This window comes from Ulvibacter sp. MAR_2010_11 (genome assembly GCF_002813135.1).
Taxonomy (GTDB): domain Bacteria; phylum Bacteroidota; class Bacteroidia; order Flavobacteriales; family Flavobacteriaceae; genus Altibacter.
Genome location: NZ_PHTY01000001.1, coordinates 2,028,162 through 2,042,030 on the forward strand (window position 1 = coordinate 2,028,162; position 13,869 = coordinate 2,042,030).

Annotated in this window: 10 protein-coding genes; 7 read left to right on the forward strand and 3 right to left on the reverse strand. The window is 40.2% G+C overall.

Annotated features, from left to right (window positions below; genetic code table 11):
• Positions 1-41 precede the first annotated feature (41 nt).
• Positions 42-2,531, reverse strand: coding sequence for a M14 metallopeptidase family protein (locus tag ATE92_RS09255; RefSeq protein ID WP_100803433.1), 2,490 nt, complete (start codon positions 2,529-2,531; stop codon positions 42-44).
• Positions 2,532-2,713: 182 nt separating this feature from the next.
• Between ATE92_RS09255 and bshC the strand changes: the two genes are divergently transcribed.
• Positions 2,714-4,309: a bacillithiol biosynthesis cysteine-adding enzyme BshC gene (gene bshC / locus ATE92_RS09260; protein ID WP_100803434.1), complete on the forward strand. Its 1,596-nt coding sequence runs from the start codon at positions 2,714-2,716 to the stop codon at positions 4,307-4,309.
• A 119-nt stretch (positions 4,310-4,428) separates the two neighbouring features.
• On the opposite strand, the gene ATE92_RS09265 is transcribed toward bshC, so the two are convergent.
• Together ATE92_RS09265 and ATE92_RS09270 are read right to left on the reverse strand one after the other, a co-directional pair.
• Positions 4,429-5,472 carry a glutathione synthetase gene (locus ATE92_RS09265; RefSeq protein ID WP_100803435.1) on the reverse strand — a complete coding sequence of 348 codons (1,044 nt, stop codon included), beginning with the start codon at positions 5,470-5,472 and terminating at the stop codon, positions 4,429-4,431.
• Between the two features lie 6 nt (positions 5,473-5,478).
• A complete protein-coding gene (locus ATE92_RS09270) occupies positions 5,479-7,302 on the reverse strand; it encodes a flavohemoglobin expression-modulating QEGLA motif protein (RefSeq protein ID WP_100803436.1) in 1,824 nt (607 codons plus the stop codon).
• Positions 7,303-7,485: 183 nt separating this feature from the next.
• Here ATE92_RS09270 and guaA point away from each other — a divergent pair, with 183 nt between their 5' ends.
• From guaA to ATE92_RS09300, 6 genes are all read left to right on the forward strand, one after another.
• The gene (gene guaA / locus ATE92_RS09275) at positions 7,486-9,015 is read left to right on the forward strand and encodes a glutamine-hydrolyzing GMP synthase (protein ID WP_100803437.1); all 1,530 of its coding nucleotides are present in this window, start codon (positions 7,486-7,488) and stop codon (positions 9,013-9,015) included.
• 1 nt (position 9,016) lies between these two features.
• A complete protein-coding gene (locus ATE92_RS09280) occupies positions 9,017-10,921 on the forward strand; it encodes a LysM peptidoglycan-binding domain-containing protein (RefSeq protein ID WP_100803438.1) in 1,905 nt (634 codons plus the stop codon).
• Positions 10,918-11,322 carry an OsmC family protein gene (locus ATE92_RS09285; RefSeq protein ID WP_100803439.1) on the forward strand — a complete coding sequence of 135 codons (405 nt, stop codon included), beginning with the start codon at positions 10,918-10,920 and terminating at the stop codon, positions 11,320-11,322. The genes ATE92_RS09280 and ATE92_RS09285 overlap by 4 nt, the downstream gene beginning before the upstream one ends.
• A 42-nt stretch (positions 11,323-11,364) precedes the next feature.
• Complete coding sequence (locus ATE92_RS09290; protein ID WP_100803440.1) at positions 11,365-11,901, forward strand: DUF922 domain-containing protein; 537 nt, start codon at positions 11,365-11,367, stop codon at positions 11,899-11,901.
• The gene (locus ATE92_RS09295) at positions 11,885-12,136 is read left to right on the forward strand and encodes a DUF3820 family protein (RefSeq protein WP_100803441.1); all 252 of its coding nucleotides are present in this window, start codon (positions 11,885-11,887) and stop codon (positions 12,134-12,136) included. The genes ATE92_RS09290 and ATE92_RS09295 overlap by 17 nt, the downstream gene beginning before the upstream one ends.
• 108 nt (positions 12,137-12,244) lie before the next feature.
• Positions 12,245-13,861 carry a CTP synthase gene (locus ATE92_RS09300; RefSeq protein ID WP_100803442.1) on the forward strand — a complete coding sequence of 539 codons (1,617 nt, stop codon included), beginning with the start codon at positions 12,245-12,247 and terminating at the stop codon, positions 13,859-13,861.
• Positions 13,862-13,869 lie beyond the last annotated feature (8 nt).

The following is a 13,869-nucleotide window of genomic DNA, read 5'->3' on the forward strand; positions in this document are numbered from 1 at the left end:
TTGATGCCGCCTGTTAATTGTATTGCTGGATTGAAATATTCTTAGTCAAGAATGTATTTGTTGTTATTCACAAAGAAGACGCTATTGACTAGGAATAATTTTCCGTTTTCCCAAAAGGAACGGAACAATACGTCGTCTACCAAATAGATAAAACTACCTCTACCTATGCGCGCTTCCCCAAAAACAACCGAGTTTTTCAAACCTGCTTTGGCATCGGATCCCGAGAAACCGGAAACACTTATAGGCTCATCTTTTATATAACCCACATTGTATCCATTTTCTAAAAATGCAAACGAATTGTTGCCCTGTTTTAAACTGAAATACGTGTCACCATACCCAAATGCCATTGGATGTGATGGATCTAAGGTTACTTTATAGATACTTCCCGTAATAAAATCCTTGACACTTTCACGTTCCCGCTGATCGTAGGGAATTAAATTACCTTTTACCGTGTCTTTATCTTCTTCTTTCTTATCACCTTCATTTTTCTTTAGATCGAAGCCTTCTTTGCCTTCGAAGGAATTCACGGCACGACCCATTGCAATCACTTTTCCGCCATCGCGTACCCAATCCTTGATTTTGTTCAAATTAGTTTCATTTAAAAGTGACTGATACCAACCTTCCGGAAGTATCAACACATCAAAATTTCGAATATTTATATACCCAAAATCATCGGTGTCAATTGAAGTTAGAGGATATTTCAGTTGTTGTTCAAAAAAGTGCCAAATGGCTCCGTAACTCAATGATGAAACTCCGTCGCCCTTTAAGATAGCCACACGCTGTTTGTTTACAAGCTTGATATTCCCCGAACCGAAATCGGTCCCATTGTCACTAAAACTGGTTGGAGAGGCAAACAACTTTCGTTGATGCGCATTGGCAATTTTAATGACGGTTTCGTCAAACGATGCATTATTTTTATTGTCGCTTCGGGTAATTACGAGACTTCCTTTAGGATAAGCAGTTCCCGAAAAACTTAAATCTTTTTCAGAAAAACGTACCTTAATATTGTTTTGAAGTAATTCAGCAAGGAATCCGGCATCGTTTAAACTATTCCACTTCGCAATATAACCGGGTGAATTTGCAACCATTATGTTTAATGCAAAAGCCTGAGGTTTCGACCCGCTGGCTGTTACCAATGTTGTGCTTGCCACAGTTTCTAATCCGTAGGCATGTGGCACGCTCCAAGCAGTAATATCGTAGGTAAGCGGATCGCTTAGTTTTGCGTCGGGTTCAAAAAGCACTTTTACCATTTTTCCTTTCGGCTGATTGGTGCTTACTACCAATGCTCCGTTGCTGTCCATACTGCCGTCTTTATTGGCTCCAAAGTTAAAACCACTTACTTTTCCGCCGGATGCATAACCGTACTTAATCTCGTGTTGATCTAATAATTTGGTAAGCGCATTTATTTTATCGGCATTGCCTTTTAACACATAGCTTTTGTATTTCAAACTACTGTTGTCGAAGAATTTTTTGAATTCGGTATTTAACTTCGCAGCATTCATAGAGGAAATCTCTATTGTTGAAAGTCCGGTAGTAGTATGATGCGCCACACGATCCACCAACGTAAGCTCATAACCTTCGTCTGTATTTACACCCAATCCTGCTGCTCCATGACCCGCCTGTTCGTAGGTCATTCCAATAGAGCCCATAAAAGTGGGGTAGGTGTCTCCGTAACTTGGATAGAGTAAATCGAAACTTTCCCGGGTAAAAAACAACCACCCTTCCTTGTCGAAATATTTGGCGTGATTCTTACCAATTTGCGTTTGAAAATCCCGCTGCCATGGAGAAATTATTTCGTGAAACGGCTCTGCTGCAGGTGCAAAATAATAGGGACTATTAATACCCTGCTCGTGGAAATCGACATGCACATGAGGCATCCATTGATTGTACACTTTTAATCGCTGCTGACTCTCAATTTGTGTTAGCCATGCCCAATCGCGATTCAGGTCGAAAAGATAGTGATTTGCTCTTCCACCCGGCCAGGGTTCGTTGTGTTCGGTTGCTTCTTGTAATGCATTGTATGGAGTGGACTTCACCGAATTATACCAATTGGCATAGCGGTCACGGCCATCGGGGTTGATACAGGGGTCGATAATCACCACTGTATTTTGCAACCAGGCCTTATTTTCGGTGATTAATTTATATATGGTATTCATAGATGCTTCGGTACTTGAAGCTTCATTTCCATGAACATTGTAACTTAACCAAACAATGGCGATATTGGGAGAAGCGCTGCCGCTTTCCAGGCCGGCATTTTTAAGATTGTCTTTCCGAATGTTTTCAAGGTTCGCCATGTTTTGCGGACTTGAGACAATGGCATAGGTTAAAGGTCTGCGTTCGTATGTTTTTCCGTAGGAAGCGTAGGTAACCATGTCACTATTGGCAGCAACATGTTCAAAATAACGCACCACATCGGCATGGCGTGAAAATTGAGTGCCAATTTCATACCCTAAAAACTCGGAAGGAGATTGTAATTGAGCAGTTAATGTAATAGTGAAAAGTAGAAATAGGAAAGAAATGTATCGTTTCATGCGGTGGTTGATTAATTTGAGGGTTAAATATACTAGAATTTCCAGAATGCAAATCTCAAATTCAAAAAATCATTTGAGGCATATAACAAGCTGAAAATTTGTAACGAACTTTAACATTAACGTATCTTTAAAAAATTAAACGATGAAAGTCGTTATTTTTGTGTTCAGTTTTCCAAAAGTTTATGTCTGTACAAACCATTCCGTATTCCGAAACCGGTTATTTTTCAAATTTGATTTGCGATTATCTTGCTGAAAAAAAAGAGTTACAACCATTTTATCACCGTTTTCCGAAGTTGGATAATTTTATGGAGCAGCTTCAGGAAAAACAAAAATCATTTCCACAGGAACAACGAAATGTGTTGGTGGAACGACTGAAATTTCAGAATAGAGAGATAGAAATTTCAGAAGCCACACAGAAAAATATCGCCGCCCTTTCTTCTTCTAATACCTTTACTATCACAACAGGGCATCAGCTTAATCTGTTTACCGGTCCGTTGTATTTTTTATACAAAATCATTTCGGTGATAAACCTTTCCGAAACTTTAAACAAAAAGCATCCCAAGCAGCATTTTGTTCCCATTTATTGGATGGCTACTGAAGATCACGACTTCGATGAAATTAATTATTTTAATCTCTTCGGAAAAAAAATTAAATGGAATAGAAAGAGTAGTGGCGCTGTAGGTGAGTTGTCTACTGAAGGTTTGGCTGAAGTTGCTGAAGTTTTTAAAAATACGTTGGGAAATAGTAGTAACGCCAAGAAATTAATTTCGTTATTTACCGAAGCCTACGTCAAACATCACAATTTGGCAGATGCGACGCGGTATTTGGCGAATGTGTTATTTTCAGAATTCGGACTTGTAATTATAGACGGAAATGATACAACACTTAAAAAAGTATTTATTCCTTTTGCTGAAAAGGAGTTAACTGAAAATTTATCCTTCAAGAACGTAACCCAAACCACAAAAGAACTTACACAGCTTGGATACAATGAACAGGTACATCCAAGAGAGATCAATCTGTTTTATTTAAAAGAAGGCCTTAGAGAGCGGATTATAGAACAAGGCGGTCGGTATTACGTAAATGAAACCGATAGCTCCTTTTCTAAGGAAGAAATTATAGCTGAACTCAATACACATCCCGAAAGATTCTCTCCCAACGCCTTGTTGCGACCCTTGTATCAGGAAGTAAATTTGCCCAATTTGTGTTATGTAGGCGGAGGTGGTGAATTGGCCTACTGGTTTCAGTTGAAAGATTATTTTAAATCGGTTGCCATTCCTTTTCCGATATTATTACTTCGGAATTCGGTTTTATTACTTCCCGAAAACCTTTCAGAAAAACTCAAGAAACTGGATGTTAACATCGAAGCCTTGTTTTTAGAGCAGCATGAGTTAGAGTCTGCGCATACTAAGAAAATTTCGGAAATTAAGATTGATTTTAGTACCGAACTTGATTTTTTAGAAGCGCATTTCAGAAATTTAAAGCTGATTGCCTTACAGACCGACAAATCGTTTGAAGGCGCTGTGAATGCCCAGGAAAAGAAACAAATTAACGGGTTGAAAAATCTGGAAAAGCGATTGCTAAAAGCACAAAAGCGCAAGTTGTCTGACCAGCTAAACAGGTTAACTGCAATTCAGGATGAATTATTTCCCAAACAGAGTCTTCAAGAACGCAGTTTAAATTTTTCGGAATTCTACGAACCCTACGGCGAAAACTTGATTAAAACCTTAAAAGAGAACCTGAATCCCCTGTCCAATGGTTTTACAGTGGTGAGGATTTAATTTACAAAATACTAATTAAGAATTACGATTTGGGAATTGAGATTTGAGATTTATTTTTGAAGCAACACTCTTCACTCTTCACTCTTCACTCTTCACTGCTCACCGTTCACCCTTCACCCTCACAACGTTGCCAATCTACTGTTAAACAAGTAGTTTTCGTAAGTCTTGCTATAATGCACTTTTTTCTCGATAGATTTTATGACTTCAGTTGAGAAATCGGTTTTGTACATATTCCCCATGACATTGAGCCCTCCAGGACTGAAGACATTGATTTCCATTAATTTATCTCCCACAATATCGATTCCTACCAAAAACATCCCGTCCTGTACCAGTTTTGGGCGTACAATTTCGGCAAGCTCCATAATTTTATCGGTCATTTTTGCAGGATGTGGTTTTCCGCCTGCATGAATATTACTGCGAATGTCTCCACTGGCATTTACCCGCTTCATGATGGCGTATTTGCCGTCGGCCGATTTCAACGGCTCGCCATTCATTAAAAAGAGACGGGTATCCCCATCTTTGGCATCGGCTAAATACTCCTGCGCAATTACATAACCATCCCTGCAAATCGCGTCGATGGTTTGTGTAAGGTTGTGTTCGTTTTTCTTGTCCATCATAAACACATTCGTTCCTCCTGAGCCCTGGAGGGGTTTAAGTATCATTTTTTGTTTCTGCTCTTTAAAAAATTCTTTTATTTCCTGATGATCCCTGGAAATGATGGTTCTGGGGCGTAATATTTCAGGAAAATGCTGAAAATACATCTTGTTAATGGCTCCGGCCAAGCTATTCGGGTGGTTTAGCACAAGTACATTATCTCGCGTGGCGATTTCACCAAAAATAAAAGCGGCATTCTGCGCCCAGTTGCGTTCGTTTATATCGTCCGACGGATCATTTCGAAGAAATAGAACATCAAGCTCTTTAGAAGATACGCGTGTAAATTTTTCCTTCTGAAGCGCTTTAAAATACGTTTCCTGTGTTTTAAAGATCTGCCCGCTAATGGTCTTACAGCGAGCAGAAAGATGACCATCACTTGCATAGGCCAATTCGCCAACCCCAATAAAAAATACTTCATGTTCCCTTTTGTAGGCTGCAAAACCCAAAGCCGGAGTAGTGAAATTAGGCTTTTCGGTTGCATGGTCGTTTATTATAAATGCAATTTTCATATGTTTCTAGTTTAATAATTCGGTAAGTTTTACACCTTTTCTAAGATTTTCTAATCGTTTTTTAACACTGTCACGCTCCAAAAATCGAGGCAATACAGGAGGCTTTATTACATTCCTATGCAGTAACTCCTCAATGAGTTGAATATGCGTTATATTGAATTTGCCCGTATACAGGGGTTCCAATTCCCCTCCATCCTTTAAATATTGCAGCAGATATATGAGACCTGCCAGATACACAGCGTCTTTTGTAAGACCCCCACCGCGATAGATACGCATGGTTATATAGTATGCGGTCTTTTCGGGGAAACTATGTTTTTGCTCAAGGAGACGGAATGTTTCAATAAAAGTCGCATTGTGGACCATGGCATTGGCCGCTACCACTCGTCCGGCCAGTAATCGAAGTCGGTTGACCGTGAGACCATCCACGAGATATTCAGCTAACACAGCCAAACCTTCCTGCAATTGGTCATACCCGGCAAAACCGGCATACATTTGTTTAATCGGCTGTTTTTTCCCGTTACAATAGGTTAAAATATGTGTTCCCACTTCATGCTGAATCAATGCGTCACAGCGTCCAACATCCATGGATAAATCGTCACTAATTAATAATTTAGTTTCAGAAACCATAATGCCAACTACGTCCTTTCGTATCTCGAGAGACAGCGGTAGTTGAGGAAATTTTTCCTGATAATAATCCAATTCTATCTGAGCACGCTCTGCAAACTCATAGCAGTTAAACCGTTCCAGCTTTTCCGGATTATCACCCTGAGGAAACTTTTCAAGCAGTGCCTGTGCGCCAAATAACACATCGGCTTCTATTGCGCCGTACAAGCTTTCACCTATAAATCGGAAGTTTTCGGTACCTCGTTCTTCGAGCATGGTGAGTTGCTTTTCAATTTCCAGACGTTTGTCCCTTAAAATAAAGGACAGGGTGGGGTCGTCCACTTTTTCGATTGGGATATCGTATAATTTTCGTTTTTCCTGCTCGGGATCCAGCGCAATGAGTCGGTAGTTAAATGCCGGAGTTTTTGTGAATTCGTTCTTTTTAAAAATATCCCATTGTTTCGAACTGTTTACGGGAGTGGTTCGAAGTAAAAAGGACATCTTTTCACTTATCTCTGCGAGCGTCGTGTCTGCTTCAAGCGTAATCTTATCGAGATTGGTCTTCCCAAGCATGAGATAATGATCGTACGGATTTGAAGTCTGAACCCGAATAAATTCATATACCGCTCTTTTAATTATTTCTGAAAGACGGGAGACAAACTTTCTGTAAAAAAGTGAAAAAATTTCATTCTCTTCAGGACGTTCGTAAATAGTGGGAACTGCGAGACCTACGATAAGGCCTCCCGATTCTTTAGATTCTTCCATGTTTAGCAATTCTTCAAGATGATCGGGATGTCTTTTGTGTGTATCAGATATTGTGACACTTATTTCGGGATAGATAACTCTTAACTCATTGATACCATCTTCGAATGCCTTGATGGTTGCCGGGGCTTTCGATTTTGGGCAGGAAATTTCGAACTCCGCCTGATGGTCTTTTCGTACCGGCCACATTTCAATAATCAAAAAGGCGTTTAATTTTTCTGAAATAGCAGTAGAGAGACATTCCAATAAGTCTGAAACAGGATATGTGTCCTTTACTATTAAATAGGAGCCCTGTGTTTTTAGTAAACCCGAAAATAAATGATCGGTTTCCTTATAACGATACACACATATATAGGGTAATAATTTATCGATGTGAAGGATTCCTCCGTCCGGTAACAATTGGTTAACGGGCAGTTCACTCTCCAAATTCTGACAAACTTGTTCTAAAAGGTCGGTTGCGATCATAGTATCCTAAATTACTATAATTGGACGTCCTTTGTGTTTTTAAAGACGACATTTAGCATACATTTAACTGAAAAGAACCATTCTCTAACGAAATATTTAGAATTCAAAAAAACCTTAAAAAAAAGCTGTTAAATTTTTCTAATAACCCTTTAGTCAACTTATTTTTTTCAACTACTTTTGCCTATGCAAAACAACGTCCTAATTTTAGATTTTGGATCGCAGTATACGCAGCTTATTGCAAGGCGCGTTAGAGAGCTGAACATCTATTGCGAAATACATCCATATCACCATATTCCTGAGAATTTAGAACCTTTTAAAGCCGTAATTTTATCGGGGAGCCCGTTTTCGGTGCGCGCCGAGGATGCTCCGCATCCCGATCTTTCACAAATAAAAGGTCACAAACCGCTGTTGGCGGTTTGTTACGGCGCGCAGTATCTGGCACATTTTAATGGTGGTAGCGTAGCACCTTCAAATATTAGAGAATACGGCCGTGCGAAATTGTCTACAATCCTCAATAGAAATACGCTCTTTGCAGGGATTAAAGAAGGGACACAGGTATGGATGAGTCATAGTGACACCATCGCCAAACTTCCCGAAAAAGGAGTGCGCCTAGCTAGCACCGACGACGTTGCAAATGCTGCCTTCTTTATTGAAGACGAAGAAACCTATGCCATCCAATTTCACCCGGAAGTATATCATACAACCGATGGCAAACAACTGCTGGAAAATTTTCTGGTGCATATTGCAGGCGTCGCTCAAACCTGGACACCTGCCGCATTCGTGGACAGCACAGTACAATCGTTACAAGACCAACTGGGTAAAGACAAGGTCGTTCTTGGCCTGAGCGGTGGAGTAGATTCTACCGTAGCGGCGATTCTTTTAAATAAGGCAATCGGGAAAAATTTATACTGCATATTTGTAAACAACGGATTGCTCCGTAAAGACGAATTTAACAGTGTATTGGAACAATACAAAGGAATGGGTCTTAATGTAAAAGGAGTGGATGCTTCGGCACGTTTCTTGAAAGCCCTGGAAGGATTAAGTGATCCGGAGGAAAAACGGAAGGCTATTGGAAATTCCTTTATTGAAGTATTCGATGCCGAAGCGCATTTGCTGGAAGATGTGGATTGGTTGGCACAGGGAACTATTTATCCCGATGTTATCGAAAGTGTTTCCGTAAATGGTCCTTCGGTTACTATTAAATCACACCATAACGTGGGTGGTCTACCCGATTTTATGAAACTGAAAGTTGTGGAGCCCTTGCGAATGCTGTTTAAAGATGAGGTAAGACGTGTTGGAAAAGAAATGGGAATCGATCCCGAATTATTAGGAAGACACCCGTTTCCCGGTCCCGGACTTGCCATTCGAATTTTAGGCGATATCACCGCCGAAAAAGTTCGTATCTTACAAGAGGTAGATGCCATATTTATTAATGGTCTTAAGAAATGGGATTTGTACAACAAGGTGTGGCAGGCCGGAGCAATATTATTGCCGGTACAAAGTGTGGGAGTAATGGGTGACGAACGAACCTACGAAAAAGTAGTTGCGCTACGTGCGGTGGAATCCACAGATGGAATGACTGCAGATTGGGTAAATTTACCCTATGAATTTTTACAGGAAACCAGTAATAATATAATAAACAGGGTAAAAGGCGTTAATAGAGTAGTGTACGATATAAGTTCGAAGCCACCGGCCACAATTGAATGGGAATAATATGAAGTCAATTTTTTATATAGCATTAGTTTGTATTTTCAGCATGGGCTGCAGTACGCTGGCTCAGAAACAAGATTACAATACACATCGCGTTGAAAAAGGCGAAACCGTGTACAGCATAGCCAAAAAATATAACACCTCCGAAGAAGCCATCTATCGCTTAAATCCGAATGCTAAAAACGGACTAAAAGTGAATTCGTTAGTCTTCCTTCCTGAAACCGATGTAATCAATGACGTGAATGGGGATGTTTCTTTTAAAATGCACCGTGTAAAGCGCAAAGAGACCTTGTTTGGTATTGCTCAGTTATACAATATTCAGATTGACGATATTAAAAAACACAACAAAGAACTCTATTCAAGAGAGCTCAATAAAGGTGAAAAAATTCGTATTCCTGTTCGGGCCAGGAGCGGAAATACAACAGTAGTAACCACCGAGACAAATACAAACTCGGAAATGGGAAAACATACCGTGCTCTCCAAAGAAACCAAATTCGGAATTGCGCGTAAATACGGAATTAGCTTGGCCGAATTAGAAACTTTAAATCCTAGTATGGGTGAAAGCCTTCAGGTAGGAGCTGTTTTAATTGTCCCGAAAACTGAAGTAGTTGCCTCGGCCACCATCGAAGATGAAAAATACACCTTTTACGAAGTGAAACCCAAAGAAGGGTTTTATAGGCTGAAAGTGAAGTTAGGACTCTCTCAGGAAGAAATTGTTGCCCTAAACCCCTATGCAAAAGACGGGCTTAAGGAAGGAATGATTTTAAAAATTCCAAAGGAAAGCGCGGCAGTTATTTCAAGTAATGTTCCTATTGTAGATCTTGAAAACAGAATCAAAAATAGATCCACAAAGCGCATAGCTTTAATGTTACCTTTTCGTTTAAATCGTTCCGTAACCGATTCTACAGGAACCAATACCGACCTGTTAAAAAGTGATGCAACGCTACGAGTGGCGCTCGATTTTTACAGTGGAGTGCTCATGGCTACAGAATTTGCAAAAGATAAGGGAATATCAACCACTTTAGATGTCTATGATACCGAAGCCAGTGAGAGCAAAGTGAGTAGTATTATTTCAAAAAATAATTTCGACAATGTAGATGCAGTGATTGGTCCCTTACTCCGCAAAAACGTAGAAAAAGCGGCAGCCGATCTTCGCAACACCGATACACCTGTTTTTTCACCATTAAGCAATAAAGAAATAAAAATATCATCCAATTTATTTCAAACATTGCCTACCGATGAGATGCTTCAAGAACGAATGCTCGAATACCTTCTGGAGCATACAGCCGGGAAAAATATTATCCTTATAAGCGATGCGAAGAAAAGTGCATCTAAGCAACTAATTCTGGCAGCTTTGGAGAATGTAAAAACGTTGACTCCACGAGAAAAAGGATTTCTGTATGCAAGTGATATACAAGGAAAAATTGATGCTGCTCGTGAAAACTGGGTTATCCTGGAATCGGCAGATCCGGTGGTAGTAAGTAATGTGGTTGGCTTGTTAAACGGTATGCCCGAATCTTATAAATTAAGACTATTTACCCTCGATAAAAACGATGCTTACGATTACCACGATGTATCCAATGTGCATCTGGCAAAATTAGGATTCACTTTTCCTTCGGTAAATAGAAGTTATAATTACAAAGAAAAGAACGCCTTTCTTACCAGTTATAAAAATAAATACGGTGTCTTGCCCAATAGATATGCGGTTCGCGGATTTGATGTCACTTACGACGTGCTGTTGCGATTGGCTTCGGGAGACGATTTGCACGAAGCATCCTCCAATGAGATAGAGACCGAGTACATTGAGAATAAATTTCGCTACAGTAAGAAACTCTTCTCGGGGTATCAGAACGAGGCTACCTATATCATTAAATACAATAAAGAACTCCAATTCGAGGAAGTAAAATGAGCACAGCAAAAGTAACCTACGTGGGTAATCTTCGTACAGAATGCGAACACCTGAATTCGGGAAGAACATATATTACAGACGCGCCCGTCGATAACAATGGAAAAGGAGAGGCTTTTTCTCCAACCGATACGGTCGCTACCGGACTTGCCAATTGTATGCTAACCACCATGGGGATTAAGGCCATGGGGTTGAATATTATCTTGGACGGATCAACAGCCTTGGTTACAAAGACAATGGCTGCAAACCCGCGACGGATTTCAAAAATTGAAGTGGTGATGGACTTACCTGCAAATATTGACAGGAAGTCTCAGCAGATTCTTGAAAATACCGCAAATACATGTCCGGTGCATTATAGCTTGCATCCGGATATTGTACGAAGTGTTGTATTTAATTGGGGATAAGACAATTACTCAATAAATAGTAATTTTTGTCGTTACTTTTTTATGAAACTACTCATTGCTCTTTTTTTCATAAGTCTTATGACTTTTTCTTCAGAAAACAACACGGAAAAAATTGCGTGGAGCGAAGATTATAAACTTTCCTGGGCCGATTTCCAAGGAATCCCAAATGGGGGGAGTAGTTTTGTAGCAAGTACCAATTCGGGGATGTCTTTTTCATTTTCGTATGGTTCGAAGAATGGCGTGATTGAATACGATTTTACAATTGAAAGTAATTTCTATCCCAAACTTTCATGGTACCGAAGAGGAGCTGTATCAGATTATATTTTACAGCACGAACAAACACATTTCGATATTTCGGAATTGCACACGCGTATTTTCAGAAAAAGAATGGAGGAAGCCACCTTTTCAGGAAAGATAAAGGCCGAAGTCTACGCCTTGTATGAAAAGACCGAAGCTGAAAGAAAAGAAATGCAACGGCGCTACGACGAAGAAACCAATCATTCACAAATACAGGCGTCTGAAGCAGCATGGCAGATTTTTGTTGCCAAACAACTCAGAGAATATGGCCGCTGGAAATAATCCCTCTTCAACATCCTCAAACCCAAATCCCAAACATCTTATCGAATTGGCAAACTATAAAATGCCCTTCGGGAAATACAAGAATTACTATCTCGTAAACATTCCGGAACCGTATTATGTATGGTTTAAACAAAAAGGCTTCCCCAATGGGAAACTGGGCCGTATGCTTCAGGAAATGTATGAAATCAAATTAAATGGCCTGGAAGATTTGGTGCGAAAACTCATTGATAGGTAAACTAGATTCGAAACTGCTCATCGTTGTTGGATTGTTGATATTTAATTATTGCCTTCCGCAATAAATCCCTACCTTTGCATCCCGTATAGCGAATTCAGCAAAGCACACATGAACACTACAAAATACATCTTCGTAACGGGCGGAGTATCTTCATCATTAGGTAAAGGAATTATAGCAGCATCACTGGCCAAGTTATTGCAGGCCAGAGGGTACCGTGTAACCATTCAGAAATTAGATCCTTACATTAATGTAGACCCCGGAACACTTAATCCTTACGAACATGGGGAGTGCTACGTTACCGATGACGGCGCAGAAACCGATTTGGATTTGGGTCATTACGAGCGGTTTTTGAATGTTAATACCTCACAGGCCAACAATGTTACTACCGGAAGAATTTATCAAAGTGTAATCGAAAAAGAACGTCGAGGCGAATTTCTTGGGAAAACCGTACAGGTGATTCCGCATATTACCAACGAAATTAAAGAACGTGTTCAATTGCTTGGAAATACAGGTGATTACGATATTATTATTACAGAAATTGGCGGCACCGTGGGGGATATCGAATCCCTACCCTATATCGAATCGGTGCGACAGTTAAAATGGGAGCTGGGTGATGACAACGCACTGGTTATTCACTTAACCCTTGTTCCGTATCTATCGGCTGCCGGAGAATTAAAAACCAAACCAACTCAGCATTCGGTGAAAACACTCATGGAAAGTGGTATTCGTGCCGATATTTTGGTGTGCCGAACCGAACACGAACTTTCAGACGACCTCAAGAAAAAATTAGCCTTGTTTTGCAACGTGAAACAGGAAGCCGTCATTCAGTCGATTGATGCTTCAACCATATACGACGTCCCCAATATGATGCTGGATGAAGGTTTAGATACAGTCACCCTTCAGAAATTAAAACTTACCAATTCCAAAGAACCCGATTTGGACAGATGGAATCAGTTTTTACAACGCCATAAAAATCCGAAGGGAAAAGTAGCTATCGGACTCATTGGAAAATACGTAGAATTACAGGATAGTTATAAGTCTATTCTAGAATCGTTCATACATGCCGGGGCCGAAAACGAAGTGAAAGTTGAGGTGAAATCAATTCACAGTGAACATATAGACGCAAAAAATATTGAAAAAGAATTGGCCGGACTGGACGGTATTTTAGTCGCTCCCGGTTTTGGAGAACGCGGGATTGAAGGCAAGGTGGAAGCAGTGCGTTATGCCCGTGAAAATAATTTACCTTTTCTGGGAATTTGCCTGGGAATGCAAATGGCGGTAATTGAATACTCCCGGAACGTTTTGGGCTTAAAAGATGCAAATTCTACCGAAATGAATCCATTTACGGCAGATCCTGTCATTAATTTAATGGAAGACCAGAAAAGCATTACCAATAAAGGCGGTACTATGCGTTTGGGATCCTGGCACTGTGATTTGGAGCCGGATAGTATTGTTGGAAAGGTTTACAATACCAAAAGTATCAAAGAACGACACAGACATAGATATGAATACAACAATGCCTATCGTGATCAGCTGGAAAAGGCAGGCATGAGGGCAACCGGAATCAATCCCGATACAGGGTTGGTCGAAATTATAGAAATTCCGGGTCATCCTTGGTTTGTAGGAGTGCAATATCACCCCGAGTATAAAAGTACGGTTGCAAGTCCACACCCATTGTTTGTGGCCTTTGTAAAAGCGGCTCATGACCATGCAGAAGGCAAATAAGCGACAAT